Source organism: Acidisoma sp. S159 (assembly GCF_009766125.1).
Classification (GTDB): domain Bacteria; phylum Pseudomonadota; class Alphaproteobacteria; order Acetobacterales; family Acetobacteraceae; genus Acidisoma.
Genome location: NZ_LMUG01000007.1, coordinates 228,550 through 255,383 on the forward strand (window position 1 = coordinate 228,550; position 26,834 = coordinate 255,383).

Consider the following 26,834-nt stretch of genomic DNA (forward strand, 5'->3'; position numbering starts at 1 on the left):
CCTGATGGTGCACTCCTTTCGCGTCAATGGAAGGGTGCGCTATGGCTCAAGTCTTCCATGGGAGCTGGACAACGATCATCCTTGCATAGGTGCTTGCAGCGGCACGGGGTCAGTCGCTGCCCTGAAGTCGAAGGCGACAAGCCGGTCAAGAAGAGACAAGCTCAATCCGCTCCATCACACCCCCGGGACCAGTTACCTAGGATTGCTCCAAGTAAGCGACCTCTGTTCGGCCCCCGCGCTATAGCATCTCCGGCCAAAACGGCGATCGGCGGGTGATGATTTTGCCGGAGACCATGAAATAAACCATTACCAGTATAGTGCAGGGTTTCTGGGTGTCCCGGTGACTTCGCAACGTCAGGAACTTGGCGATCTCGGAACCGCGTGTTGCCGTTGCCGACAACTGTGTCAGTGAGCGCCGTCGTCGGCAAATTTATCACACATTCGCCGCTCGCGCGGATAAGACCGAAACTGTGATTGCCGCCGGCGATCACGCACCCGATCAGCGACGGGGTGAACTCCATCACAGTATGCCACCCCATCGTCAAGATGTTGCGCTGATCGTTGTGTGCTGACGATACCAGTACGATCGGGCCTGGCTCCAGATAGCGCCGGATTTGCGACACGGGCAGATCAACCTTGACTGGTGATTTCGCCATCGCTTCTTTCTTCCCTTAGGCGATTCCATGGCTGCGCTATCGCGTTTCGCCATGGATACTCAGTGGGGGCGGCTAGCCATTGTGGCCCTAACTTCCATTTTGACATCAAGGTAGTCGGGCAGCAGCCAAGTCAGCCCACCGGACCTTGAATAAGGACGATTGTCATCGCTATCGGGAAGGCCACCAATATGGGAGCGACGCGATGAGATCTCGTGATTCGGTTCATGCCCTGCCGAGCGCGCAGGGAGTCCATGAGGCAGCGGAAAGACTGCGGCCTCACCTTGCTTCGACGCCCCTCATGCTGTCTGAAACCCTGTCGAAGGCCTACCAATGTGAAGTCTTTCTCAAGATGGAGATGTGATCAGCCCGATCGGCTCGTTCAAGCTGAGGGGAGCGCTGAACTGTATTCTGGCGCAGGATCACGCATCTGACCTGATTGTAGCATCTTCAACCGGCAATCATGGACAGGGCGTGGCATACGCGGCCAGGCTACTCGGACGCAGATGCAGAATATTCCTTCCATCTAATCCAAATCCCATGAAGCTTAGCAAAATAAGGTTGCTTGGCGCGGAGGTCTCTGTAGGTGGCTCCGATGGTGATGATGCAAAGGCACTTGCGAAGTAGTTCTGCACGGGTATCGATGCTCTGTTCGTTGACGATGGCGAAGACAAGTTCGTAATCGAAGGCGCCGCGACGGTTGGCCTGCAGATCGGGTCTGCGCTCGATAGAATTGACATGGTCTTCGTCCCTATGGGCGGTGGGGTGTTGGCAGCAGGAACTGCCCTGGGAGTGAAAATTGAGCACCCTGGGGCAAGGGTGATCGGTGTCCAGCCGTCGCAGGCGCCATCGATGTTTGAAAGCTTCATTGCGAAGAGTGCCGTAACGCGTCCGGTGCGAACCGAGATCGAGTCGCTCGCTCAGGGTGTGCCCGCTCGTCTTACGCTTGAGACCGTGCTGCGTCACATCGACGACATCGTCTTGGCGTCTGATGACGAACTTTTCAGCGGTGCGAAGACGCTCGCCCTGGCCGCCCACCTGCTTGTTGAGCCTGGGGCGGCGGCGGGCTTGATCGGGCTTTCCCGTCTCGGTTCCCGTCTGCCCAGGAATGCCCGCGTCGTTCTCGTCTTGAGCGGCGCAAACCTGGACAGCCGGAATTTCGACCGGCTTGCGGCGAGCACCGTGCTTGAGACCGCCGCTGACGTGGGCCGAGAAATCGACGGGATGGCTGGTGGGCTTGGCTGAGCGTGCTTACCCCTGTCGCAGCAGCAAGGCGGTGCCGTAGAGGCCGAGCCCGAAGAAGGTATGGGCGACGAGGCCGAGGAACCGCGCCATGTTCGGCCTCGGGGTTTTCGAAGCGGCCCAGCCAATGCCAAGGCCGGGTTGGAGCAGGAACCATCCGGCGGCGATGGTGATGATGCCGAAGATCCAGGCCGGCAGGAAAGTGGGCGCTGCAAGCCAGCCGCGACCGACGACGATCACGAAGATGATGCCGTAGAGAATGCCCACCGCGTAGTGGCCGATCCAGCCCAGCGCCAACTAGTTCTCGTAGGCCGCGACGGTGGCGAAATCGGGCTTGAACACCCGCCCGCGGCGCAGATGCCAGAACCAGCGGCCGACCGGCGCCCAGTTGGGCCGCGATTGGCCGGGGGCCTGGGACAGCAGGATCGCCCAGAGATCCATGACAATCGTGGCGCCGATACCGATGGCCGCGCCGCGCCATAAAATGTCCAACACGAGAGATCCGCCTAATCCGATGAGGGTCCGTTGCTGTCAGCAGGTGCCTCAAGCTCGAACGATCGGCAAGCCTTTCTCGGTTAGGCGTTGACCGGCGCCGCAGGCCGTACCACCGCCAGAACAATCGCCACCGCCGCCAGCGAAACCACACCGCCGAGGATGAAGACGCTCGTCACGCCGGTCCTGTCGAAGACCGCCCCACCGAGGGCAGCCCCGGCGGCGATGGCGAATTGAATGGTCGCGACCAGCAGCCCGCCGCCGCTTTCCGCCTCGTCGGGCACCGTGCGTGTCATCCATGTGGACCAGGCGACTGGCATGGCGCCGAAAGCCAGGCCCCAAAGCGCCACCAGCGCCGTGGCGGCAACGGGCGCGTGGCCGAAGATGGCGAGGCCCAGGCCCACCACGGCCATGAGCAAGGGCAGTACCACCATCGTTAACCGCATCTTGTGTTCCAGCATCACGCCGCCCAGCATTGTGCCGAAGAAATTCGCGATGCCGAAGGCGAGGAAGATGCCGGCCATTCCGGCCGCGGCCACGCCCGTGATGGTTTCGAGAAACGGCCGCATATAGGTGAAGAAGGCGAAATGCGCTGAGAAGACAAGCAGGATCGCGAGGATGCCAAGCCCCATGCGGGGCCGTCGAACCAGGGCGAGCAAGGTTCGCAATGGAGTGGCGCCTTCGGGCACCATGCGCGGCAAGGTCAGAAACTGGACCATGAGTGCCAATCCACCAAGGACCGCCGCCATCAGGAACACATCCCGCCAACCGGCCATGCTGCCGACGTAGCTGCCGAAGGGTGCCGCGAAGATCGTGGCCGCCGAGACGCCGCTGAAGAGGATGGAGAGCGCTCGCGGGATCAGCGCCATCGGCACAAGCCGCATCGTGACCGCCACCGACATCGTCCAGAAACCGCCAAGGGCCACGCCCAGCAACATGCGCGCCAGCAGCAGCATCCCGAGGCTCGGGGCACTCGCGACAAGAAGGTTCGAGGCGATCAGCAGCACGGAAAACGACATCAGCACGAGGCGCCGATCCAGGCTGCGGATCACCGAGGTCACCAGCAGGCTCGTCACCAGCGCCAGCACCGCAGTGGTCGTCACGGCCTGACCGGCCAAGCCCTCCGTCACGCCGAGGTCGTGTGCCATGGGGCTGAGCAGGCTCGCGGGCAGGAACTCGGCTGTCACCAGACCGAAGACGCCCAGCATCATCGAGACGACCGCGCCCCAGGCTGGGGTGGTCTCCTGAGGCAGGGTCATGGTGGAGGAGTAGTCGCTCATGCGGACGTCCCATTCGTAAGCTCGGTTGCAGTGCAGCATGATAGGCTCGACAGAGCGGACGATCCATGCCAGTTTCTCCAGAATGTTTGACCATTCGTCCAGACACGGCAGGCACCAAGGCGATAGCTCCGTCTTTGACCCGGTGAGCGAACTGCTGTTGGGGATGCGTCTCCATGGCATCGAGTATCGCCGGCTACAGCTGGCACCACCCTTTGGCATTGAGTTCGGCACCTCGCCTGGGCGGGCGCTGTTCCATTTTGTCGCAGCCGGCAGCCTTTACCTGCGGGATCAGGCGGGGGTAACGCATGTACTGCGGGAGGGCGATGCGGTGCTGCTGCCGAATGGCGGCCGGCATGATCTGCTATCCGCGCCGGATATGCCGAGCCGTGACGTGAAGAGTTTCGAATCGACGCAGCTTTGCGAAAGCGTCTGCTTTGTCGCCGTCTGCGCGAACGGCACGGAGACGTCCCGAACGGCGGACTGTCTCGTTTTCAGCGGCTGCATGGAATTCGATCTTGGCGCCATGCATGCACTGATCGCGCTCATGCCTGAGATGATGCAGGTGAGTACGCTGCTGGACCGTCAGCCCGAGATCGCGCCAATGCTGGCGGCGATGGAGCGTGAAGTGTGCACGCCGCGCGCCGGTTCGGCGGGTATCCTCTCGCAACTCGCGAATGTGGTCTCGGCCTCGATTGTGCGCGGCTGGGTGGAGTCTGGCTGCGGCGACGCCACCGGCTGGGTCGAGGCTTTGCGCGACCCGCGTTTGAGTCGTGCGATCGGCGCCGTGCATCGCGATCCCGGACGCAACTGGACCGTGGCGGCGCTGGCGGCGGAAACCGGCAGCTCGCGCTCCCTCTTTGCCGAGCGCTTCCAGGCCATCACCGGCCAGACGCCGCTGCGCTATGTCGCCGAGTTGCGTATGCGCCTCGCGATGGAGTGGATCGGTCGCGGCCGGATGCCGATCGATGCGGTGGCGGAGCGCCTGGGCTACGGCTCCCAGGCCGCCTTCAGCCGGGCCTTCAAGCGCGTGACGGGCCAGCCGCCCGGCGCGATGCGTGCTAGCTCCAACATGATTGTCTAACGGCGGCATTTGATGGAGCGGATTGAGGATGAGTCTGCTGGCCTCGGATGTCCTGCTCTTGCGCACGCGAAAGACCAGCTCGGCGTCGCTTTGCTCGATGCGTATCTGACGAACGATGCGGCGATTGCTTCCGGTGTTTGACGGCATCGAGCTAGCGCGATTGGGACACCCCTTTCGTATCAAACTGGAAGGACAAAATTCTTAGAAACTTTGACGAGGTGGCGGCATGCGACACCGCTAGGTGGGTCGAGGAAAAATCCGGATAGACCAGCCCCTACGACCTGGTTGAAGCGGACTTTCGTGGTGAGGTTGTCCTGAATCTCCCGCATGGCGTCTTCCGGCAGCGTTGCAATATCGAAGTTCTCCCGAATGCGCTGAGATTTGCTCGAGGTCGTCAGGAAAGCGGCGCCACGCTGTGCGGCCCATGCCAAGGCAACCTGTACAGGGGTCTTGTGGACGCGCCTGGCAATTGCCGTGATAGCCGAATCTTCCGTCACTTTCGGTTCAAGCCCATGTCCGGCGGGGCGAATGGGAGCAGCACAATGCCGTGCTGCTGACAGAAGTCGAGCAGTTCCCATTCGGGCAGGTAAGGATGGGATTCGACCTGCACGACCGCAGGCTTGATCCGCGCGGACGCAACGATCTCACGAAGCTTCTCCAAAGTAATATCGGATAGGCCGATCGCCCTGCACTTGCCGTCATCCACGAGGCGTTCGAGCGCCCGTCAGGTCTCGACGAGTGTGACCCCGGAATCATAGATGACCTGACCGTGCTCGTCTCTTGGTCCTGCTCGTCGCCGGGGTTGAAAGGCAAAAGGGGTGGGGATCAGGTAAGAGTCGATATCGTCGACACGCAACCGTCGGCGACCCGCGTCGAAGGCAGGTTTGACCCGGACAGGACGATGGTTGTTATTCCATAGCTTCGTCGTAACGAAGAGTTCGTCCCGCCGAAGCGTGCCGGCACTGATGGAATCCTTCATCGCCTCGCCGACCGCTTATTCATTTCGGTATCGTTCCGCACAATCAAGATGGCGAAATCTCACTTCGAGCGCGGTCTTGGTCGCCTCTTTGGTTGCGAGAAGATCGGGAATTAGCGTGCCGAAACCGACAGCTGAATCGAAAATCCATCGGCGAGATGGATTCTCGAATAGCGAAGTGTGTCGGGGGTTGTCATGCTCACGCTCCTTTGTACTCAGGGCCAGCCGCGCACAAACAACGGACAGCCTTCACCCGTTCGGGCCGCTGGCCGCACGGGGCTTTCGAAGGAACAGGACAAAGGGGCTCACGACCAGCATGGCGATCATGAGGACCTTGAACTGGTCGATGACGGCGATGACAGCCGCCTGACCGGTGATCACCTCGTTGAGCATGGCGAGCCCCCGCAAGGAGGCCGATGCCGCCGTGGCATGGGTGGCGGCATGGTAGGGCACGAGATTCTTGGCGAGTGCCAGGTGCATCGCCTGCGTGTTGTCGTAAAAGAAGACTTGGACCACTGCGACACCGATCGTGCTGCCATAGAGGCGTGACAGGTTGAAGAGTGCGGTGCCCTCCGGACGGAACTTCGGATCGAGCGTGCTGAACGCCGCCTTGGTGAGCGCCGGCATCAGGATGCCTAGGCCAAGGCCCTGTAGCGCCCCCGCGATGGCGACCGGCCGCCAATCCATGACGGGTGAATAGTCGAGCATTCGCCAGTTGGCATACACCACGAGCGCCATCCCGCCGACCACGAACAGCCGATTGTCGATCCGGGCCGGAACGAAACTCATCAGGATCAGCCCACCCAGGAGCGTGACGCCGCGCGGGATAGTCATATAGCCGGTGGTATCGACAGGGTAGTTGAGCAGTTGCTCCAGCATCGGCGACGTCAAGGCCAGTGTCGGGAGCAGGATGAAGCCAAACGCGAAAAACATGATGGTCGAGAGGATGAAGTTGCGGTCCTTGAACAGCGCCTCGTTGAGGAAGTGCGTCTTCGCCGTCAGGACATGAACGATGTAGAGATAAAAGCCGAGCGCCGAGGCTATGGCTTCCCCCCAGATTTCGGCGGAGGCGAACCATTCCACTCGTTCGCCGCGGTCGAGCAGCATCTGCAACCCGGTCATGCCGAGCAGGAAGCTCGCAAAGCCGAAGAAGTCAAAGGGCTGAGTCTGCGAGGCCTTTTTTCCGGAAGCGATAGCGCCATCACCAGGAAGATGAAGCCCGACATCGGCAGGCCAATATAAAAGATCGAGCGCCAGCCGTTATATTCGCTTAGCCGGCCACCGATGCTAGCGCCGCTTACGATGCCCAGCATCAGGCAGAGGGTCCAAACCAAACTAATTCGGGCGTGATACTTTGGCGGCAGCAGATCGAGCAGAATCGCCATCGACAGTGGCGCTAGCGTGCCGCTCGCGGCGCCTTGGACGATCCGGGCAATAACAAACTGGATCGGCGTCGTGGCACATATGTCCAGCACCAGGCCGAGGGCGAAGCCGGCGATCGAAAGCTGATAGACCAACTTGCGGCCGTAGCGGCTCGCCAGCCAGCCCGTGATCGGCATGATGATGACGCTTGCCGCGATATACGAGGTGAAAACCCAACCGAGCTCGTCCTCGGCCATCGACAACGAGCCCTGTATGTCCGCCACGGCGGCATTTGGAAGGGTGATGTTGACCGCCTGCATGTAGGTCGCCATCAGAGCCGCGGCGGTGATTGCGCGATGGCCTTTGGGCGTTGCACGCGACGCGGAGGAGGCCGTCATCTTGGGATCTCCACCGCCGACGCCGCGTGGAGCAGACCCATCAACGAGTTGCGATGGTTGGTATCGACGCTCGCCGTGACGCTGATTCCTGAGAACAAGGGCTGGTTCGGATCCACCGCATCCAGCTCGAGGCGTATCGGCAGGCGCTGGACCACCTTGACCCAATTGCCAGTTGCATTTTCCGGCGGCAGGACCGCGAACTCGGATCCCGTGCCCGGACTCATGCTGACGACATGTGCCTTGAAGCTGCGATCCGGATACGCGTCGACTGCGATCGTCGCTGTTTCGCCGGGGCGCATATGAGTGAGGTCGGTCTCGCGGAAATTGGCCTCGATCCAAATCCTCCGGCTCGATAGCAACGAGAAGACTGCGGAGCCCGTGCTGACGTAGTCGCCAACTTGCATCTCGTCGACATTAGTCACAACGCCGTCGTCAGGCGCTACGACGGCCGCGTAGGACAGATCGAGCAGCGCGCGATCGAGTTCCGCCTGGGCTTGGCGAACTGTTGGGTGACGATCAATCTCGATATTCGGGTCGCCGTCCAAGGCGACCACAGTGTTGGGCGATCTGCTGCTCAATCGATGCGATGTGCTGGCGGGCAACTTTGAGATCTGTCTGGGCCCGCTCGTAGACCGCGCGGGGGGTCCAATTATCGGCGACGAGCGTGCTCTTGCGGGCATACTCACGCTCGTCGAACTCCGCCGAATCTCTGGCCGATTGAAGCTCCACCAGTTGCTGGCGGTACGTCGCTTTGAGCTCGCCGATCTGGAGCCGCGCACTGCCGAGCCGCGCCTCGGCCTCAGCAACTGCAATCTGGTAGGGCCGCGGATCAATGCGGAACAGGAGTTGGCCCATCCGGACGCGCTGATTGTCCTTGACCGCTATTTCGACGACTTGCCCAGAAACCCGGGCGTTGATGGATTCCTTTGCGACGCGAACGAAAGCGTCGTCCGTCGAGACATAGGGCTCTTCGGCGACATAGTAGGCGCCGCCGGCCACCGCAAGCAGCAGGGGGAAACCGAGCAACAGGAAGGGGCGGAGGCGTTCCCGCAGTGTCTTTCGTGGCCTTGTAGGGAACCGGCCTGTTACGGAGCGATCAAGGCTCGCGGCAACCGTCTCATCGAATTGCGTATCCATTGGATGATCTCCCAGACCTCAGCAGGTCACTGCCGTCGGTGCGCACGCCTGGCCTGAGGAAGCCATCGAACAGGCCAGCAGAGAGAAACAGAACCTCATGACGCACCATTGAATTTCGTACCGAATCGCATAAATATGGCTCGGCGAGGTTGTCGTCAAGGATTTTATGCGGTATGGTACAAAATAAGGATGTAGAGCCAAGGCCCCGAGGGCGGCCTCGCGCCTATGATCCGCGGGCGGCGCTCCGGCAGGCAATCGATGCCTTCTGGAAGACCGGCTATTCCGGCACGTCGCTTGACGAGATTTCCGACGCAACGGGTATGAACCGGCCAAGCCTCTATGCGGCATTTGGCGACAAGCACACACTCTATCTCAAGGCCCTCGAGCAGTATTGGCAACTAAGCCTTGTGTCGATGCGCGAGGCGCTCGCGGACCCTGACGAGAGCTTAAACGCGGCGCTGATGCGCCTCTACGATGGGCAGCTCTCGATCTATTTCTCGGGCGACGGCCGTCCCCGCGGATGCTTCGCAATCGGAACCGCGACAACCGAAGCTGTCGAAGACCCCGAGATCCGCAAGGCTCTTGCGGAGGGCGTCCACATGCTGGACTCCGACCTAGAAGCGCGGCTGCAAATGGCACAAGACAAGGGCGAACTGAAAGACGGCGCAGATCCCGCAGCACTCGCAATGCTCGCATCCGCCATGCTGCATACGATCGCCATCCGCGCCCGCGCCGGGATACCCCGCTCTGAACTGAGAGAGATTGCGCGCAAGGCGGTGAGCGTGATCTGCGGATGACCGGGGAACAGGGGCTGACCGGCTTCCTCGCCCATAACGTTTCTTATCTCATCTATTGAGTACCCGTGGACCGCTGACGAAGGAACTGCCCAGAACGTAGAATCGCAGCGGACTATCGGCTGCACGCGTGATGCCGATCCGTTTGCTTTGCCCGATCTCACCGGACGCCTGACCGTCCCATCCGAGCCACAATGGGCCGGCCTGACAGAGGTCGATCCCGTCCAGACGGCGATGAATTTCCAAGGCTGCGCATAGCCGCCCCGGGCCCCGCGCCAGGTCCCTCACCCGCTCGATGCCGCGATTTCGCGCCATGATGCCGATGCCATCGGTTGGCTCGATCGCCCTGATCAAGACGCCCGCACCGACGCCGGGAGCCTCACTCGAGACGTTCAGCATGAGCGAGATGCCATAGGCGAGGTAGACGTAGGCGTGCCCACGCTCAAGGAAAAGCGCCCGGTTTCGGTGTGTCATGCCGCGATAGGCGTGACCCGCGGCGTCGCCGATGTTGTAGGCCTCGGTCTCAACGACGCGGCCGCCCACTACACCTTCGGCCAGCATCCGCACGAGCATTTTGCCAATGAGAAAACGCGCGAGTTCCACTGTATCGACGGGCAGCTCCGCACGGCGGAGCACGCGCGGGAAGCCTAATGTCGCGCCGGATTCATTCGATCCGCTCAACCCACTGTGCGCGCGACGGTCCGGGCTCGAACGGGTCGGCGAAGTATTGGGTCTCGCGGGCAACCTTGCCATCCAGGAACTCCATCACGCTCACCGTGTAAGAGGGCCGGCCGTCATAGGCGAGGGTGAATTCCGTGACCCAAAGGTCGCCGGTGCCGACGATCCGGCGCACCGTGAAGCGCTTGCGGTTTGGCTGCGCGACGCGAGAGGCCTGGATATTGTGCCGGCCCCTGATGCGCTCCCCCGACTGGGGATATTCGAGCACGGCATCCTCTCGGTATATGTCGTGCTCGATGTCGAATTCATTTGCGTCCGAGGCGGCCCAGTGGCGATTGAGCGCCTCTCGAATCTCATTCTCACCCATCCGGCTACTCCCCTCCCCTTTTCTCGAAGTCCAGTGCCGGCCGCATCGCGGTCCGCGACGACCCACGAGACCATACGCTGACTCGAATTGGCTAGCGGGCCGTCACTAGACGGTTGATGGTGGCGCGAGCGGCATCGAATCCCTCCCTGACGAGGATCTCGTATAGCGCAATCTGACCGAGCTGAGACCAGACGTAGGTCTAACCTCAGCGAGTGTTCGCTGCGCCGGAAGGTCTAGATCCTGGGAGAAATGAGTATAGGTGAACGGGCCCGGCAAAGCTGACGCATTTCTACACGCTTGGCACATAGGCTTAGCTCCTCTGGTAAAGCGCGGCGCTGCCGTCTTGACGAAACAGGTGAATCTTGCCCGGCATGAAGCCTATCCATAGCATTGCGTCTTCCGTGTCTGGACCAGAAAAAGTCGGTGGCACTACGACGCTGATATAGGCATCCCCGAGAATCAACTCGAGAATGCCATGATCACCAAGATATTGACGGCGCACAAGCCTTGCGCCAAAGGGCGTCAAGTTTGAATGGGACAATGCCACACGGCAATCCTCGGGTCGAAGACCCACGGACAGGTCTAGGTCCTCACCGTCGAAGGAAAACTCCCCGCCCAAGGGGATGGAGAAGCCGTGCCCGCTGACCATGGCTCCACTATTCCCGCAGGTGAGGCGACCGGTCAGAAAATTCATCGGCGGGGTGCCCACGAAGCTGGCGGCGAACTGGCTCGCCGGCCGCTCATAGAGGGAACGAGGCGCCCCCGCTTGGTGCAGCCGCCCGCCATCGGTCAGGGCGATACGGTCGGAGAGGCTCAGCGCCTCTACCTGATCGTGCGTCACGTAGAGAATCGTCTGTCCAAGCGCGCGGTGGAGCCGGCGAAACTCCGTGCGGAGATCCAGGCGAATACGCGCGTCCAAATTCGTTAGAGGCTCGTCGAGGAGAAGAACATCGGCGGCATGAGCAATCGCGCGGCCAATGGCGACTCTCTGCCACGATTGACCGGCTGTCCACAAGGATTTCCCCGTGATCGGGAGCCTCAAAGCCGGCAAGCATATTGAGTGTCGTCGATTTCCCGCAACCCGAAGGACCAAGGAGCGCCAAGAACTCGCCGGTACGAACTTCGAACGACAGATCCCGCACCGCCGGTTTCTGGTCGTACGCCTTCGAGATATTGCGGAGGACCAGCTTCATCGTCATTTAGTCATCGCTTGACCGCACCAAAGGTGAGACCACGCACCATATGTCGTTGGATGAGATAGCCGAAAACGATCACAGGAATCGTCGAGATCGTGCCCATCGCCGCCTGCACGCCGTAAAGCTTCCCAGAACTCGCCGAGACGCAATTGGCGACCTGGAGCGTCACCGTGACAATGCCGCCGGAGGTAAGCGTCAGAGCGCGGAGAAATTCCGACCAGTTGAGAATAAAGACAAACAACGCGGTCGCCAACAATCCACCACGGATGAGCGGCAAGACAATGTGGACGAAAGCTCCGAACTGGCTCATCCCGTAGATCCGGGCGACACCTTCCAGCTCGGTTGGCACCTCCTCGATGCTTCGGATCATCCAGGTGCTGAAGGGCAAGGTGAAGGCCGCATAGGCGAGGATTAATCCGAGATGCGTGTCGGCTAGCTTCAACGCGGAGAAAAGGATGACCAGCGGCACCACGACGGCGATAGGGGGAAACATCCTCACAGAAAGCAGCTGCAGAGCGAAGCCGTCGTGTTTTTTCGGAAAACGCAGCATACCATAGGCGGCAAGAGTGCCCACCGCGACCGAGATGGCAGTCGCGATCGTTGAGATGATGGCGGAATTGGCAAAGGCGCGCCACGCAATCTCCGACACTTTATAGTCGAGCGTGCCGGGCAAAAACCCTGACCTGCCGATCGAAGACGTTCGCCGGCTCTTCGAGCATTGGGGCGACGTCACGGCTGAGCCGCGCGGCGTCGATTATTCCGAAGTCGATGCTGGCGGTGTGTCAGCGCTCTGGGCGATACCCAAAGGCGGCGCGTCCGATCGCGTCCTGCAGGCTACACATGGCGGCGGCTATGTCGTTGGGTCGCCCTATAATCACCGCAAACTCTTTGGGCATATCGCAAAAGTGGTCGGCGTACCGGTTTTGATCATCGACTATCGCCGCGCGCCGGAACATCTGCATCCGGCGCCCGTTGAAGATGCAGTGCGCAGCTATCAGTGGCTTCTCGCCGAGGGGTTCCAGCCGGAAAAGATCGGGCTGATCGGCGACTCCGCGGGCGGCGCGCTGGCGGTGACCACCTTGCTCCTGCTGCGCGAACGGGGCCTGCCGCTGCCGGCCGCGAGCGTGCCGCTATCGCCATGGACTGATCTTCTGGTGACGGGGCCATCCGTCGTCTCGAATCACGAGAAGGATCATTTCGTGAAGCGGCACGTCATCGACCACTTGTCTTCCGTCTATCTTGGAGATGACGGCACGTCAGTCGCGCGACGCGATCCGCTCGCGAGTCCGCTTTATGCTGATCTTGCTGGGCTTCCGCCGCTCTATGTGCAGGTCGGCGGCGACGAAACCCTGCTGGACGATGCCGCGAGGCTGGTCGATGCCGCGCGCGCCGCGGGCGTCGAGGTTAAATACGACGTCTATCCCGAGCAGCAGCACGTCTTCCACTTCCTGGCGGGCTCCGCTCCCGAAGCCAACCAGGCTGTGCAAGACATTGCGCAATGGCTGCGCCCTCGTCTCGGCCTCAGCTGGGAAGAACATCGCATCGCTGCAGAGTAGTGTTGTCGTGATTTAGAGGGTGGGACACGCTATCGATCTGCGTTCAGCGCGTTCCGCCCGGGTCACGAGATTTCGGTTTGCCGCCAAGCTCGCTTCCGTCCTCGCCCAACGAAGTAGCGCCAGTCTATCCCTCGATAATCGCCAGACCCGCCGCCCGATAGGCCGTTAGAAGTTCCCCCGGCGCACCGGGCTCGATAACCAAACTATCGGCCTCGCCAAGACCCATAACCAAGAACGGGGAAACTGCTCCGAGCTTCTCGCGCGACGCGAGAACAATCGTCTCGGCCGCCTGGCGGCTGAGAGCGCGCTTGATGGTGGCTTCCTCGCCATCTCCAGTGGTGAGTCCCATCTCGGGATGGACGCCCGTCACGCCCATGTAGAACGCGTCGGCGCGGATACGCGCGATCATCTCCATGGCGGTGGCGCCGACAGTAACGACGGAGTGTTTGAACAGCCGTCCGCCGATCAGCTCGACACTGATCCCCTCATGCGCGCCCAGCTCGACGGCCACGCTCGGGCTGTGGGTGACCACGGTCGCGCGAAGGTTGGATGGCAGATACCGCGCCATCCGGACGGCAGTCGTTCCACCGTCGAGAATGACGACCTGGCCCGGAAGTACCATCTTCGCCGCTGCCCGCGCGACGGCGTCCTTCGAATCGGGCGCGACACGCCAGCGTTCGCGCATGTCGGCCATTGCCAGCGAGGTCGGTAGCGCGCCGCCATGAACGCGCTGCAGCAGGCCCTCGGCCGCCAGGTCGCGCAGATCGCGCCGGATCGTGTCTTCCGACAGCCCGAGCTCTTGGCTGAGCGCCTTCGCGATCACTCGCCCGTCGCGCCGCAGCAGGCTCAGGATCAAAGCTTTCCGCTCGCTCGTAAGCACCTGTCACCGTGGATTGCATGAGTCTGCTTGACTCTGCATGAGATTGCACGTTTAGTCCAGCCCGCCGGGGTTGCGGCAACGGGTGACGAAAGCGAAGCGCAATGAGTGTTGCCGATCGAGTCCGAGTGCATGAAATCCAAACCCTCTCCGAGGATTGGTATGTCCTGAAGAAGACCCGCTTCAGTTTTCGCCGCACGGACGGGGCGTGGCAGGAGCAGTGGCGGGAGACCTACGACCGGGGCAATGGGGCCACGATCCTCCTCTACGATCCCGATCGCCGGACGGTGATCCTAACCCGGCAGTTCCGCTATCCGGCCTTCGTTAACGGCCACGACGATCTTCTGATCGAGGCACCTGCTGGTCTGCTCGACAATGCCCAGCCGGAGGAGCGGATCTGTGCGGAGGCCGCGGAAGAGACCGGCTTTCAGGTCGGCGCGGTCCGACAAGTATTCGACGCCTTCATGAGCCCCGGTTCCGTCACCGAGAGGCTCTACTTCTTCGTCGCTCCCTACGACTCCGCGAGCCGTGTCGGCAACGGCGGTGGCAACGCCCAGGAAGGCGAGGATATCGGCGTCATCGAGATTGCGATCGAGGAGGCTCTTGGAATGATCGAGCGCGGAGAGATCCGCGACGGCAAGACGATCATCCTGCTCCAATACGCCGCCCTGCACTTATTCGACAGACTCTGGGGCGAGGCAGACTGACCGGTTACTCAAACCAGCGGAAGCGCTCCAAGTCAAAGCGGTTCTTGTCGCCGAACTCGATGCCTTCCTTTTCGAGTAAGCGCTGCTGCAACCTGTCTCCTCCATTGCGGGAAAGGCTGTAAGAAACCTCGCCCTTGGCGCTGACAACGCGGTGCCACGGAATGTCGGTTTTTTCGCCAAGGTTTTGGAGCACATGGCCGACAAGACGGGCCCGCCTCGGTAGCCCAGCCATCGCGGCGACTTGGCCGTACGTTGCAACCCAGCCCTTTGGGATCCGACGGATGACGGCGCAGATTGCTGCGGCGGCTTCATCGCCTTGGGGTGGGGCCATCTTGAGGAGCTCACGCTTCGGAGGCATCGGCAGCTTTCGTAAATTTACTCGCAGTCTTTGGGGGCAAAGAAGTCACATCGCACCTATAAGAGGATGATTGCGGTGCATCTTGTCCGACTAGAGACTGCAGCGTAAAGATTGGAACGCTCATCCTGGCGGCGACCGGCTTGGGAACCGCATACCTTTTCTACACTACATGTTCATGGAACACGGAGCGACGCACAAGGCCTCACGACCTCGCCGTTGATGCGCAAGTTTTGAGGAGGCCTGAGGCTTCCGCCCGAAGGGCAGCCGAACGGAGACGGCAATCTCCGAACTTCAAACTCTCTTTCGCTTTCTCGACTGCCCTTTGAGGAGCCGTGACGTTACCGCGTCCCGTGACCCCGAAATCGCCGCCATTCAGTCGATTGTGATTCCTGAAAAAGCTCTCGATCTCGGCTGGCAGATTTTCGCGAAGGTCGTCCAGCGCACGCGGCAAAGACCTGGCACGGGCCGCCCATCTTTGGCCTAGCCCGCCATAAGCTGAGCAATTACGGGAATGGATTTGGCCGAGGGTGTCTTGCTCTTGGGGTCGTGGTGGCTCAGCGGCATCAACCCGTTGGTTTCAGGGTAGTAAGCGGCAATCGAGCCGCGCGGGATGTTGTAGGGGTGAGCCTTGAAGCCGCTCACCGTTCTGCGGACCTGCGGGTCCACAAGTGAGACTAACTCCACGGGCGTATTCGGTTCGATCCGGCGATCCGCCATGTCTTCCGCATTCATGAAAACCACCATCCTGCCCTCGAACACGCCGCGGTAGCGGTCGTTGAGCGTGTAGATTGTCGTGTTGTATTGGTCGTGGCTTCGGATCGTAGTGAGCCGAAGGGCAGCGGAGTTCTGTGCCGCGGGATCTTCAGCCAGCCCATCGCAGATGAGAAAATTGGCGCGGCCCGTCTGCGTCTTCCAAACAAGTTCCCGAGGACCATTGTAGAGGTGAAATCCGCCCGGAACGCGGATACGGGCATTGAACTCAGTGAAGAGGTGAGGAAACACCTCCTCGATTTTGTCGCGGATCAGGTTGTAGTCGTCCTCGAAGGTCCGCCAGTCGATGCCACTGTCCGGCAAAGTGGCACGCGCCATGCCGCAGATGATTGCAACTTCTGACTTCAGTGAAGCGCTCGGAGGTTCGACCAAGCCGGCTGACGCGTGCACCATCGACATACTGTCCTCGACCGTGATGCTCTGCCGACCGGTGGCCTGCGTGTCGATATCACTTCTGGCGAGGCACGGCAGGATCAGAGCCTCGCGGCCATGAACCATATGGCCTCGGTTCAGCTTAGTGTTGATGCCGACGGTCAGGGAAAGACGCCGCATTGCTGCCTGCACGATCTCGGTATCGGGTGTCGCCGCGGCAAAATTGCCCCCGAGACCCACGAATACCTTCGAGCGGCCGTCGATCATCGCTTGCAGCGAATCAACGACAGAATGACCATGATGCTGGGGTGGCCGGAAGCCGAAGGCCTTCTCGATTTGGCCAAGAAACTCAGCGCTCGGTTTTTCGTCAATGCCGACCGTCCTGTCGCCCTGCACATTCGAATGACCGCGCACCGGACAGATCCCTGCGCCGGGGCGACCGAAATTGCCACGCATCAATAGGAGATTGGCGACCTGCTGCACGGCTTCGGTGCCGCGTCTATGCTGGGTCAGGCCCATGCCGAAGCAGATGATGACCGACTTGGCCTGAATGTATATCCGCGCCATGCGCTCGATCTGACCACGCGAGACCCCCGATACGCGCAGAATGTCGTCCCAAGAAGTGTTCTGGATGTCTTTGACGAGTTCCCCGAAACCGAGCGTGTGTTTTTGGATGAAGGGCAGATCCAGTACTGGCGGGTCGCCGGCAGCCAACGCCTCATCATGCGCATTGAGGACAAACTTCATGATGCCCTTGAGCACCGCCACGTCGCCGCCGACGCTCACCTGGCAGTATTCGCTCGCGATCCGGGTCGCGCTAAAAGTGACCATTTCGATCGGGGCTTGCGGTGCCGCAAAACGCTCCAGGGCTCGCTCGCGCAGCGGATTGATGGCGACAATCGGCGCACCCCGCCGCGAGGCGTTGCGGAGCTCGGTCATCATCCGCGGGCTATTCGTTCCGGGATTTTGTCCAATGACGAAGATGGCGTCCGTCGCCTCGAAGTCCTCAAGAAGGACGGTCCCCTTGCCGATCCCGATGCTCTCGGGAAGCCCGACGCTTGTCGCCTCGTGGCACATGTTTGAGCAGTCGGGAAAATTATTCGTGCCAAAGCGGCGCACGAAGAGCTGGTACAGGAAGGCCGATTCATTTGACGCACGGCCAGAGGTATAGAAATCGGCTTGGTCGGGACTCTCCAGCGCATGGAGATGCCTGGCCACCGTTTCGAAAGCCTGCTGCCAGCTGACAGGAACGTAGTGGTCGGTTGCTTCGTCATATCGCATGGGCTCAGTCAGCCGCCCTTGTTCTTCAAGCCAATAGTCGGAATGTTTGGCGAGTTCAGTGACCGTGTAAGCCGCGAAGAACTCCCGGGTGACATGGCGTTTGGTCAATTCGAAGGACACAGCCTTCGCGCCATTTTCACAGAACTCGAAGGAACTCGTGTGTTTGGGGTCCGGCCAGGCGCATCCGGGGCAGTCGAAACCCTCCGGCTGGTTCATGGACAGAAGTGCCTTCGAGCCCTTGAGCACGATGCTTTGTTCTCGCAGCGCATTGGCGGTTGCGTGTAGAGCACCCCACCCGCCTGCCGGGCTTTCATAGGGTTCGAAAACCGCCCCAGCCGGGGGTTCGGAGACAGGGACGCGGGGCTTGTCGTCGGAGGCGGATTTTGTGTCGTCGGCCATGGTTCTCTGCACCGGTAGGTCGCGGCGCCGTGCCCGGCTCTGCGGAGGACTGCCAAGCTACCTCATTGACAGTCCAGTCTTGCGCCGGCCGATCGTCTTTCTGAATAGCACGAATTTCGGCCCGTCGTGTCCCCTAGCCCAAGTTTTATTTCGCTTGAGACACCGACAAATCGCACATGGCAGGAGGCAGCGACTGATTCTCGTGGCGGTCGTCAGAGCCTCCGCGCAAACCACTTCCGCCATGCCGGTTCCTCTACACGAGTAGCATCCTGTTTTACCTCATGCCTGCCACATCACAATCCATTCTACGAATACTGCCAGGCGTGTTCCCCGGCGGACCACACGCCCTATGTTAATGACCATCGCCGTATCGACGGATGAACGATCGCTCCATGCTCAACACGGCGCCGCTCGCGGCTAGCGCGGTCGCGCTGCGCGCATGGTTCGGATCCTCGGCAAGCGCCTCGCGATACCGCTCGTACTCGGCCATCGTTTCAATCTCGATCAGCCCGTAGCCGATGTTGGTCGGCCCGGCAAAATCCGTCGGCAGGTAGTAGGCGACGTTGCGCCCGCCGGCCTCGCGGATGACGGGTAACTCATTCTCGACATAGGTGCGGAACCCGCCAATCCGGTTCGGGTCAAGCGTGTAGCGGATACAGAGCGTATACATTGTTCCCTCTTTGCTGCTGATATCCCGGTATCTGGTAGCGGCCTCCACTGCCCTGTCACGCCCTGATGCTTCGGTCCTGGCCGAAGCATCAGGGCGTGCGGTCTGGCGCAGGTCGGCGTAGGATGCCCGAATGTCAGCCGGACTTCCCATCTCCGAAATCGGCGCGCTGGTAGGCGACCCTGGCCGCGCCAATATGCTGTCAGCGCTATTCGACGGCCGTGCGCTCACGGCAAGCGAACTCGCCTGGTCGGGCGGCGTCGCCGCCTCTACCGCGAGCGAGCATCTCGCCAAGCTCGTCGCAGGCGGCCTGATTAGCGTCGCAAAGCAAGGGCGCCACCGGTACTTCCGGCTCGCCTCCCCGGAGATCGCGCGCATGCTGGAAAGCATGATGGTTGTGGCCAACAATGCCGATCCGGCCGAGCCGCGTCGCCGCGCGACACCCAGGATCGCTCCGAACCTGCGTCGCGCGCGGACGTGTTACGACCATTTGGCCGGGCAACTCGGCGTCGGAATCGCCGACCGCCTAGTCGCCCAAGACATTGTCGTGCTCGGGGACGAAGCGGGTGAACTCACCCAGAGCGGCCTGGCTTGGCTTGAGCGGTTTGGCATTGCGGCCGAGCCCTCTGGGCGCACGCGCCGCCTGTTGTGCCGTCCGTGCCTCGATTGGAGCGAGCGCCGACCGCATTTGGCGGGCAGATTAGGCGCCGCGCTCTGCCGGCGGTGCGGCGAACTCGGTTGGATCGAGCGCGAGCGCGACAGCCGCGCCGTGCTGGTCACCCCGAGCGGGCTGCGAGGATTCGCGGAGGTATTCGGACTATCGCTGGCGTGAACAGCCACCTTCTCAATCGAGTGGCTAGCCGTATTCCCAGGGAAACAAGTGGATCAGCCCGAGGCGAGCGCCTGATCCCGCAGTGCTTTCTCTCGGATCGCGGAAAGGCTCGCGCCCGGCGTGAGGGCCTCGGGATCGACGATCAGGTGAATGATCGACGGCAGCCCAGAGGCAAAGGCCCGTTCGAAAGCCGCCTCGAAATCCTCGGTCCTCTCGACTTTTTCGCCGTGCCCGCCAAAGGCACGCGCATAACCCGCGAAGTCCGGATTGCGGAGGTCGGTGCCCGAGACGCGGCCGGGATAGTGGCGTTCCTGATGCATGCGGATCGTTCCGTACATGCCATTATCGACGACAATGACAATGATAGGCAGATCGTATTGCACGGCCGTCGCGAATTCCTGGCCGTTCATGAGGAAACACCCATCGCCCGCGAAGCACACGACCATGCGCCCAGGCTGGATGCGTTTGGCCCCAACGGCCGCCGGCAGACCATAGCCCATGGAACCGGAGATCGGTGCAAGCTGCGAACCAAAGGATCGGAAACGCAGAAAGCGCTGAACCCAGATTGTGTAATTGCCGGCGCCGTTGGTCACGATCGCGTCCGGCGGCAGCCGATCGCGCAGCCAGACCATGACCTCGCCATATTGCACCGACCCCGGCAATTTGGGTGCGATGCTGGTCCAGGCGAGGAAATCCGCACGCGCCTGCTGGGTCTCCTTGCGCCACGGAATGTCCCGCACAGGCGAAAGTAAGGTTAGGCCCTCGGCAAGCCCAACCGCCGTCGCCTGAATTGCGAGGGCCGGATGATAGACCCGGCCGAGTTCCGCCGCATCGGCATGGACGTGAACCATTTTCTGCCGCGGCGTGGGGATGTCGAACAGGGTGTAGCCCTGTGACGGAATCTCGGCCATGCGGGTGCCGAACATCAGCACAAGATCGGCGGCCTCGATCCGCGCTCTCAGCTTCGGGTTAGGACCGATGCCAAGCTCGCCGCCGTAATTCGGGTGGTCGCCGCTCAGAAGTGTCGCGCGGCGGAAAGTCGTGAAGACCGGCAGGTCGTAGCGCTCGATGAAGCCACGCAACCGCGCGATGCTGTCGACCGTCCATCCCGCGCCACCCAAAAGCAGCACGGGTTTCTTAGCCTGCTCCAACAGATAATGCAGCGCGGAGAGCTGAGACGCGCTCGGCGCCGTCTCCACCGGTTCAACCCTGGCCCCCGGAAAGGCCAGCGCGACATCCGTCAGCATATCCTCGGGCAAGGAAATGACGACGGGTCCCGGCCGCCCCTGCATGGCGACGTGGAAGGCGCGGGATAGGATTTCCGGAATGCGGGCGGCGTCCTCGATCTCGACCACCCATTTGGCCATGGTTCCGAAGACCGCGTTGAAATCCATCTCCTGAAAGGCGCCCCGCCCCTTCATGTCACGCGCGATCTGGCCGACGAACAAGATCAGGGGCACAGAATCGTGCCTGGCAATGTGGACGCCGGGGGAAGCGTTCGTCGCCCCCGGACCGCGCGTCACCATTGCGATGCCGGGACGGCCCGTCAGCCGCCCCACGGCGTCCGCCATCATGGTGGCGCCCCCTTCCTGGCGGCAGACGGTCAAGGCGATCGGCGTGCCGTGCAGGGCATCGAGAACTGCCAGGAAACTCTCCCCGGGCACGCAGAAAACGTGCTCCACCCCCTGCGCGAGCAAGCAATCGACGACGAGCTGGCCTCCGGTACGCGGGGCTGCATTCGGCACGGTCATTCGCAATTCTTCATGCTGTGTATCCTCGGCGTCCTACGCTATCGTGGCAGCGGCGCGAAGGCCGCCGGCACCATCAGCCTGTTCTCTTGCGCGATAAGGTTGCCCGCCTCGGCACTTTCGGCGAGATAGGCGATCCAATCCGGATCCGCCTGAAGGGTGGACCTTATTTGCGCCCGATGCGCCGCATCCTCATACCGCCAAAGGTGAACGTAGGAATTGAGCGGCCCCGTTTCCGTCACAAGAAAAGCCAGCGGGTCCCCAGCGAGCCGGCGCTGCACTGGAAAACCGCGTTCGGCGTAAAGCTTAAGCTGCTTCTGCAAGGTGCCGGGACGGGTGGTATAGGTTCGAAGATCGATCAGCATGAAGATTGCTTTCGGTTCAGCCAGTGTATTCCATGACGTAGAGGCCGGCATTGAAGTCCGTTGCGTAGATCAGCCCATTCGCATCGACGAAAACGTCGGCGGAATGCAGAACCTTGACCCGGTTTGGCCGGGGATCGACCATTCGAGCGGGCGGAGGCGGCACCAGCGCACCCACTTCCTTGGGCTGGAATTTGTTCCTGATGTCGTAAACGCGCACACCGGCATTCTGATACGTCGCAAAGATTAGGTCTTCGCTAACGAAGCTACCGGGGCGGTTCTCGTGGATATTGTGCGGTCCGAAATGGCCGCCGACCGCGAGATAATCCGTATCATCCGGCTCCGGCAGGGTAGAAATGCTGATCGGATTGGACTTGACCCGATTGTCGAAGAGCCAGATCGGCTTCTCGCCGTCCTCTCGGTTATCCAGCACGGTCTCATCGACTACGACGAGCAGCTCGCGCTTAGGCAGGGGGAGCGCATTGTGCGTGCCGCCGCCGAGCGGGGGTGCCCAGCTCTTGTGGGTGATCAGCTTGGGCTTGGTCCGGTCGGCCACATCCACCACAACGAGACAAGCGTCCCGCCAGCTGCAATAGGCCGTATCGCCACTAACGATGGGGTGGTGCAGCCCGTAGCGGCCGAATTCCGCCGGCCAATTCGCCTTCTCGCCGGCCGCGACATTCATGCCCGGCAGCCAAAAACGTCCAGCCTCGACGGGATTCTTCGGGTCGCTCATGTCGATGGTGATCAGGATGTAATCGCTGAAACCGTCGAGCAGGGCGGAGGCATAGGCCCAGCGTCCACCAGTATACCAGCAACGATGCAGCCCGCCGCCCTTGACTGACATGAAGCCAATCTGACGGGGATTGGCCGGGCTCGAAATATCATAGACCGCGAGACCCGCCGACCAGTTCTGTTCCGCCACCGCCTCCTTGGCGTGGAAATCAGCCTTGCCCTTGTAGTAATTTTTCTCGTCCTCCAATTCGGGCTGCGCGAACATATCCTTCGCATGAACGACGAGGAGAAGATCCTCATGCGTCTGCAAATGCAGGTTCCAGGTATTGAAGGGTGACGCGATGTAGTTCACCGGCTTGATATTCTTCGGATCCGAGACATCGAGAACGCTGAAGCCCTTTGAGAAAATATGCCCGATATAGGCGAAGCCGCGGTGAATCATGATCTGCACGCCGTCTTCGCGTCCGCCTTGGTCACTGTGACCGATGAGGCGCATATTGCGGGCATGAGTCGGCGTGGGTAGAGTCGTCATCATCATCTCCTGTGAGTGAAGCGCGGCGTCCGCAATCCGGAGGGGCGCAACGGCCCCTCCCAGACTCGGTTTTACTTGCCCCAGATCTTTTTGTAGGCGTCGCGGTAGCCGTTCGCGGGCTCGAATAAGCCATTCTTGCCGCCATCATCATCGATATTGGCAGCGGTAAAAAGATGGACCGGATTGACGAATCCGCTCGGCGGCTGTCCCGCGAAGGCGCGGTTCATCTCATCGATGGATTGCCATCCCTGAAGCGTAAGCGGATCTGCAACCGTGCCGATCTGATATTGCTTATCCCGGATCCGCTCGAAAGCTGATTTCGATCCGTCGCCGGCCGAGATATTGCGCGGATAGCCGTCACCCGCGATACCGGCCGCCTGCAAGGACGGCGCGATGAAGTCGTAGTAGAGGTCGTTGACGCCGATCGAATAGGTCCATTTCGTGCCAAACTTCGACAGCAACGACGTCGTCAGCTGCGGCATGCGGTTGGAGACGTCGCCCAGCGGCGTGTCCTCAATCGCCAGGATGGAGCACCCGGCACAGCCCTTGAGAACCGCGGCCTCGGCGTTGGTCTTAGCTGTCGCGATGGAATAAATGCTGTCTGTGAACAGCACGACATTGGCCTTGCCACCCGAGTCGACCACCGCATAGAGCGCGGAGGCCTTGGCGACATCCAGCGGATCTGTCGTGATATTGGTGAAGATCGGAGAGTTATCCAGCTTGCCCGGCTTGGGTCCGGAGTGCCAAGCGACAATCTTGACGCCTTGCTGGACTGCCTGCTCGATCAACGGTGCCTGTTCAGCGGCATCGACCGAGCCCAGGATGATTCCGTCTGGCTTGAGGGCGATCGCCTGGCTCATGGCTGTTGCACGGCCGGAAACCGAGCCCTGCCCGTCCAGTGTTCGATAGGTCCAACCCATGACCTTCGCGGCTTCCGCCGCGCCATCGCTGACGCCTTTCACACCGCCGTTGCGTTCGTCCGTGGCGACATAAACGACGAGCTTATGTCCAACATCCTTCGGGCCGGTGGTGGGTCCGCTCCAGGGTGGCGCGGAGGCGGTAACCTTCGCGATATAGTCTTTGGCTGATGTCATATACGCATCATCCGCCATCGCGAAGGATGCCGTCATGGTAATGAACGCGGCAGAGGCGAGGAGAAGCCCAGTCAGTCGGCAGTGATTCAGAGACATGTATTCCTCCGTCTTTCATTGAAAGGCCGTCATTATCGATTGGGCGCGGCCATTGAGAGTTTACGTTGCCGGATTGGAATCCCTCCGGCGGGTCACCGAGCGCCGGCGTTGCGCGTATCCGGCGATGCCGATCGCGACGACAAGCGTGGCTCCGTTGAACAGTGGCTCAACAAAGAAAGCCCCGCCAAACTGCTGAATACCCGAGATGCCCACGGCCAGGATCAGCACGCCAACCAGCGTCCCCCAGACATTGACACGGCCCGGCTTGATCGTCGTCGATCCGAGGAAAGCCCCGACGAGAGCCGGCAAGAGATATTCGAGCCCGACGCTCGCCTGTCCGATTCTCAACTTGCTGGCAAGCACGATGCCGGCGAAAGCGGTCAATGTGCTGGATGCGACGAACACGCCGATCACATAGCCGCGGACCGGAATGCCGTTCAAAGCGGCGGCTCGCGGATTGGCGCCGATCGCATAGATGAACCGGCCCATCGGCAGCCGCTCGGTAACGATCCAGAGCAGAACAGCAAGCGCCAGGACGTAGAAGGCGGTGATGGGCAGGCCGACAAACCAGGTTCCGTTGATTTCGAGAAAGCCGCGCGGAAGATGGCCCATCACCTGCTGGCCGCCGGTATGCCACAAAGCGAGCGCGTAAATAATTGTGCCAGTACCCAAAGTCGCTATGAAGCTGTCGATCTTTGCGATCTCGACGAGGAGTCCATTGATCAGCCCACAAAACGCCCCGGCCAGAAGAACCAGCACGACCGCGACTTCCCAGCTCAAGCCGTACTGGGTTTGCAAGCTGATCGCCAGGATATGCCAGAGCACGATGCCGTAGCCGACCGTGAGATCGATACGCCCCGCCATCATAGGCAGCATCGCGGCCAGCGATAGCAAAGCGATGATCGCTTTATCGCTCAGGATGGACCGCACATTGAGCATGGTCGGAAATGTGTCGGGCAAGAGAATGGAAAAGACGACGATCAGAATGACCGTCAGAACCGGCAAACCGTAAACGGGCAAGAGCCGGCGGATGACCTCGATCCGCGAAAGGCCCTTGAGTTCGGATCGGGTCGGCTCGAGCGCATTGGATTCCAGGGATTGCATGGCCTCACCCGTGACTGGAAGAGAGCGTTTCGACAGGGCCCACGCGCGCCGAGGCAGCAGCGAGAAGGGAGCCTACGGAGAGGTCGTCGCTATGCAATTCAGCAACGACCTTGCCTCTGTCGAAGACGAGCGCACGGTGGCAGACATTCGCCACTTCCTCGAAATCCGTTGAGACCACTATGATACAGGCGCCCTGTTCAACGACCTCATTGAACAGCCGATAAATCTCGGCCTTGGCGCCGACATCGACTCCCGCCGTCGGGTCTTCAAAGATGTAGACCTTGCCGCGCAGATGCAGCCAACGTCCGACGACGACCTTCTGCTGATTGCCGCCCGACAGGGCCTCGATCGCCATGGTCGGTGCATTGGGCCGAAGATGGACGCTCCCGCCGAGCTTTATCGCGGCGGATGTCTCTTTCGAGGGCGAGAGATATTTGAAAAGTCCGTGTCCGGCCGCGGGCGGGTTGAGAAACAAATTCTCGCGCACGGACAGCGTCGGCACTATCGAACCGGATGTGCGGTCGCCCCAAACCAGCACGATGCCAGCCGCCATTGCCTGGCGTGGGGAAACCGCCGCGAATGGGGTGCCGTCGAGCTTGGAAACACCCGCCGTCATCGGCAACAGGCCGAATAAGCTGCGGCCCACGGCCTCGTGCCCCGCACCGCGGAGCCCGACCAATCCCACGACCTCACCCGCGCGGAACTCCGCGTCGATGGGACCGACGTCATCGATGCAGACGCCCTCTAACGCTAGCCGTGGCTGCCCGAGTTTTTCAACCGGACGCCTGAAGATCTGCGAGGGCTCGCGCCCAACGATCATCAGAATCGCATCATGCGGCGTCACCTCGGCAACGGCACGGTCTCCGACCGTTTGGCCGTCGCGCAGAACGACCATGCGGTCCGCAATCTCGAAGACCTCATCGAGGCGATGGGAGACATAGATCATTCCGACGCCACGCTCCCGCAAGCGCCGCAGGACGGTGAATAGCCGGGCAACCTCGTCAGCCGGCAGACTGGCCGTCGGTTCGTCCAGAACCAGAAGCTCCGCCTCCGTCACCAGAGCGCGGCAAATAGCGACCAGCGATTTTTCCGTGCGATTGAGATTCTGCACCCGGTCGTCCGGGTCGATGTCAACGCCTAGATGATTCAGCGCCTCGGCCGCGCGCTTGCGGGAATCGGACCAGTTGAGCAGGCCGTAGCGTTTGGGATAGCCAAGCGACAGGCAAATATTTTCGGAGACCGTCATCCATTCGATCAGGCCAAGATCCTGATGGATGAACGAAATCGGCATTTGCCGCGCGGAGGTGGTGTAGTCGCGGCCCGCATAGGCAATGCTGCCGGAATCAAGTGCCACGACCCCCGCCATGATTTTGATGAGCGTGGATTTGCCTGCGCCGTTCTCTCCGAGCAGAGCCACGATTTCGCCGCGGCAAGCCGTGAGCGACACGTCCCTGAGGGCCTGTGTCCCGCCGAATCGTTTGGAAATGCCGGCCATTTCCAGCAGGCGCGAAGTCTCAGTTCGGGAACGTGCTTCTTGCACGACCTCCATCTTGGATATCCCTCCTTCACGCCATGTTTTTCTGGCGTATGACCAGGATAGGGTTGTTCAGAAGCTGTAACTGTGTCAAGCAAATAACCGCTGGATTGCGGCAGAGCCGACTTTTTCGGACGAGTTGTCTGTCAAGTT

General features: G+C 61.2%; 26 protein-coding genes and 4 pseudogenes. 7 read left to right on the forward strand and 23 right to left on the reverse strand.

The window, feature by feature from the left end:
- Positions 1–161: 161 nt before the first annotated feature.
- Positions 162–656, reverse strand: coding sequence for a flavin reductase family protein (locus tag GSQ92_RS02955; RefSeq protein WP_254066544.1), 495 nt, complete (start codon positions 654–656; stop codon positions 162–164).
- 357 nt (positions 657–1,013) lie between these two features.
- Here GSQ92_RS02955 and GSQ92_RS02965 point away from each other — a divergent pair.
- A pseudogene (locus GSQ92_RS02965) lies at positions 1,014–1,898 on the forward strand (threonine/serine dehydratase).
- A 6-nt stretch (positions 1,899–1,904) separates the two neighbouring features.
- On the opposite strand, the pseudogene GSQ92_RS29955 reads toward GSQ92_RS02965, so the two are convergent.
- Both GSQ92_RS29955 and GSQ92_RS02975 read right to left on the reverse strand, forming a co-directional pair.
- Positions 1,905–2,390: pseudogene (locus GSQ92_RS29955) on the reverse strand (DUF2938 domain-containing protein).
- 80 nt (positions 2,391–2,470) lie between these two features.
- On the reverse strand, positions 2,471–3,667 hold the full coding sequence (locus GSQ92_RS02975) for an MFS transporter (RefSeq protein WP_158803456.1): 1,197 nt from the start codon (positions 3,665–3,667) through the stop codon (positions 2,471–2,473).
- A 163-nt stretch (positions 3,668–3,830) separates the two neighbouring features.
- Between GSQ92_RS02975 and GSQ92_RS02980 the strand changes: the two genes are divergently transcribed.
- Positions 3,831–4,748 (forward strand): cupin domain-containing protein, encoded by a 918-nt coding sequence (locus GSQ92_RS02980; protein WP_254066555.1) that lies wholly within the window; start codon positions 3,831–3,833, stop codon positions 4,746–4,748.
- Between the two features lie 12 nt (positions 4,749–4,760).
- On the forward strand, positions 4,761–4,889 hold the full coding sequence (locus GSQ92_RS31375) for a hypothetical protein (protein ID WP_256367069.1): 129 nt from the start codon (positions 4,761–4,763) through the stop codon (positions 4,887–4,889).
- Between the two features lie 38 nt (positions 4,890–4,927).
- On the opposite strand, the pseudogene GSQ92_RS31530 reads toward GSQ92_RS31375, so the two are convergent.
- The 5 genes and pseudogenes from GSQ92_RS31530 to GSQ92_RS29995 all read right to left on the reverse strand — a co-directional run bounded on the left by GSQ92_RS31530 (position 4,928) and on the right by GSQ92_RS29995 (position 8,621).
- Positions 4,928–5,727: pseudogene (locus GSQ92_RS31530) on the reverse strand (aldo/keto reductase).
- Positions 5,728–5,973: 246 nt separating this feature from the next.
- Positions 5,974–6,846 carry a hypothetical protein gene (locus GSQ92_RS29980; RefSeq protein ID WP_216856734.1) on the reverse strand — a complete coding sequence of 291 codons (873 nt, stop codon included), beginning with the start codon at positions 6,844–6,846 and terminating at the stop codon, positions 5,974–5,976.
- Positions 6,843–7,484 (reverse strand): MFS transporter, encoded by a 642-nt coding sequence (locus tag GSQ92_RS29985; protein WP_216856735.1) that lies wholly within the window; start codon positions 7,482–7,484, stop codon positions 6,843–6,845. Before GSQ92_RS29985 ends, GSQ92_RS29980 begins: the two co-directional genes overlap by 4 nt.
- Entirely contained in the window at positions 7,481–8,029 is a 549-nt protein-coding gene (locus GSQ92_RS29990; RefSeq protein ID WP_216856736.1) for an HlyD family secretion protein, read from the reverse strand. Before GSQ92_RS29990 ends, GSQ92_RS29985 begins: the two co-directional genes overlap by 4 nt.
- Positions 8,001–8,621, reverse strand: a complete 621-nt coding sequence (locus GSQ92_RS29995) for an HlyD family secretion protein (RefSeq protein ID WP_216856737.1) — start codon at positions 8,619–8,621, stop codon at positions 8,001–8,003. Before GSQ92_RS29995 ends, GSQ92_RS29990 begins: the two co-directional genes overlap by 29 nt.
- Positions 8,622–8,794: 173 nt before the next feature.
- Here GSQ92_RS29995 and GSQ92_RS03000 point away from each other — a divergent pair, with 173 nt between their 5' ends.
- Positions 8,795–9,418 carry a TetR/AcrR family transcriptional regulator gene (locus tag GSQ92_RS03000; RefSeq protein ID WP_159012991.1) on the forward strand — a complete coding sequence of 208 codons (624 nt, stop codon included), beginning with the start codon at positions 8,795–8,797 and terminating at the stop codon, positions 9,416–9,418.
- Positions 9,419–9,466: 48 nt separating this feature from the next.
- Here the strand turns inward: GSQ92_RS03000 and GSQ92_RS03005 are convergent, their stop codons facing one another.
- The 5 genes and pseudogenes from GSQ92_RS03005 to GSQ92_RS03025 form a co-directional block, all read right to left on the reverse strand.
- Positions 9,467–10,051, reverse strand: coding sequence for a DNA-3-methyladenine glycosylase (locus GSQ92_RS03005; protein WP_216856738.1), 585 nt, complete (start codon positions 10,049–10,051; stop codon positions 9,467–9,469).
- Positions 10,052–10,079: 28 nt separating this feature from the next.
- Complete coding sequence (locus GSQ92_RS03010) at positions 10,080–10,460, reverse strand: nuclear transport factor 2 family protein (RefSeq protein ID WP_158803452.1); 381 nt, start codon at positions 10,458–10,460, stop codon at positions 10,080–10,082.
- A 310-nt stretch (positions 10,461–10,770) separates the two neighbouring features.
- Positions 10,771–11,475, reverse strand: coding sequence for an ABC transporter ATP-binding protein (locus GSQ92_RS30735; protein ID WP_254066545.1), 705 nt, complete (start codon positions 11,473–11,475; stop codon positions 10,771–10,773).
- 16 nt (positions 11,476–11,491) lie between these two features.
- Positions 11,492–11,659, reverse strand: a pseudogene (locus GSQ92_RS31535) (ATP-binding cassette domain-containing protein); the annotation flags it as partial.
- Between the two features lie 4 nt (positions 11,660–11,663).
- On the reverse strand, positions 11,664–12,305 hold the full coding sequence (locus GSQ92_RS03025; RefSeq protein ID WP_159012995.1) for a carbohydrate ABC transporter permease: 642 nt from the start codon (positions 12,303–12,305) through the stop codon (positions 11,664–11,666).
- Positions 12,306–12,318: 13 nt separating this feature from the next.
- Here GSQ92_RS03025 and GSQ92_RS03030 point away from each other — a divergent pair, with 13 nt between their 5' ends.
- Complete coding sequence (locus tag GSQ92_RS03030) at positions 12,319–13,212, forward strand: alpha/beta hydrolase (protein WP_216856739.1); 894 nt, start codon at positions 12,319–12,321, stop codon at positions 13,210–13,212.
- Positions 13,213–13,336: 124 nt separating this feature from the next.
- On the opposite strand, the gene GSQ92_RS03035 is transcribed toward GSQ92_RS03030, so the two are convergent.
- Complete coding sequence (locus GSQ92_RS03035) at positions 13,337–14,092, reverse strand: DeoR/GlpR family DNA-binding transcription regulator (RefSeq protein ID WP_159012996.1); 756 nt, start codon at positions 14,090–14,092, stop codon at positions 13,337–13,339.
- Positions 14,093–14,217: 125 nt separating this feature from the next.
- On the opposite strand from GSQ92_RS03035, the gene GSQ92_RS03040 reads away from it, so the two are divergent.
- On the forward strand, positions 14,218–14,796 hold the full coding sequence (locus GSQ92_RS03040; protein WP_371418016.1) for an NUDIX domain-containing protein: 579 nt from the start codon (positions 14,218–14,220) through the stop codon (positions 14,794–14,796).
- Between the two features lie 4 nt (positions 14,797–14,800).
- On the opposite strand, the gene GSQ92_RS03045 is transcribed toward GSQ92_RS03040, so the two are convergent.
- From GSQ92_RS03045 to GSQ92_RS03055, 3 genes are all read right to left on the reverse strand, one after another.
- Positions 14,801–15,154 carry an MGMT family protein gene (locus GSQ92_RS03045; RefSeq protein ID WP_371418533.1) on the reverse strand — a complete coding sequence of 118 codons (354 nt, stop codon included), beginning with the start codon at positions 15,152–15,154 and terminating at the stop codon, positions 14,801–14,803.
- 480 nt (positions 15,155–15,634) lie between these two features.
- On the reverse strand, positions 15,635–17,977 hold the full coding sequence (locus tag GSQ92_RS03050; RefSeq protein ID WP_159012997.1) for an FdhF/YdeP family oxidoreductase: 2,343 nt from the start codon (positions 17,975–17,977) through the stop codon (positions 15,635–15,637).
- 352 nt (positions 17,978–18,329) lie between these two features.
- Complete coding sequence (locus GSQ92_RS03055) at positions 18,330–18,647, reverse strand: NIPSNAP family protein (protein WP_158803442.1); 318 nt, start codon at positions 18,645–18,647, stop codon at positions 18,330–18,332.
- A gap of 130 nt (positions 18,648–18,777) precedes the next feature.
- Between GSQ92_RS03055 and GSQ92_RS03060 the strand changes: the two genes are divergently transcribed.
- On the forward strand, positions 18,778–19,476 hold the full coding sequence (locus GSQ92_RS03060; RefSeq protein ID WP_158803441.1) for a helix-turn-helix transcriptional regulator: 699 nt from the start codon (positions 18,778–18,780) through the stop codon (positions 19,474–19,476).
- Between the two features lie 53 nt (positions 19,477–19,529).
- Here the strand turns inward: GSQ92_RS03060 and GSQ92_RS03065 are convergent, their stop codons facing one another.
- The 6 genes from GSQ92_RS03065 to GSQ92_RS03090 form a co-directional block, all read right to left on the reverse strand.
- A complete protein-coding gene (locus GSQ92_RS03065) occupies positions 19,530–21,227 on the reverse strand; it encodes a thiamine pyrophosphate-binding protein (RefSeq protein ID WP_159012999.1) in 1,698 nt (565 codons plus the stop codon).
- Between the two features lie 38 nt (positions 21,228–21,265).
- Complete coding sequence (locus tag GSQ92_RS03070; protein ID WP_158803439.1) at positions 21,266–21,589, reverse strand: NIPSNAP family protein; 324 nt, start codon at positions 21,587–21,589, stop codon at positions 21,266–21,268.
- A gap of 16 nt (positions 21,590–21,605) precedes the next feature.
- The gene (locus tag GSQ92_RS03075; RefSeq protein WP_158803519.1) at positions 21,606–22,853 is read right to left on the reverse strand and encodes an LVIVD repeat-containing protein; all 1,248 of its coding nucleotides are present in this window, start codon (positions 22,851–22,853) and stop codon (positions 21,606–21,608) included.
- Between the two features lie 71 nt (positions 22,854–22,924).
- A complete protein-coding gene (locus GSQ92_RS03080) occupies positions 22,925–24,043 on the reverse strand; it encodes a substrate-binding domain-containing protein (protein ID WP_174246663.1) in 1,119 nt (372 codons plus the stop codon).
- A 60-nt stretch (positions 24,044–24,103) separates the two neighbouring features.
- The gene (locus tag GSQ92_RS03085) at positions 24,104–25,147 is read right to left on the reverse strand and encodes an ABC transporter permease (protein WP_158803438.1); all 1,044 of its coding nucleotides are present in this window, start codon (positions 25,145–25,147) and stop codon (positions 24,104–24,106) included.
- A gap of 4 nt (positions 25,148–25,151) precedes the next feature.
- Positions 25,152–26,696 carry a sugar ABC transporter ATP-binding protein gene (locus tag GSQ92_RS03090; RefSeq protein WP_159013000.1) on the reverse strand — a complete coding sequence of 515 codons (1,545 nt, stop codon included), beginning with the start codon at positions 26,694–26,696 and terminating at the stop codon, positions 25,152–25,154.
- Positions 26,697–26,834 lie beyond the last annotated feature (138 nt).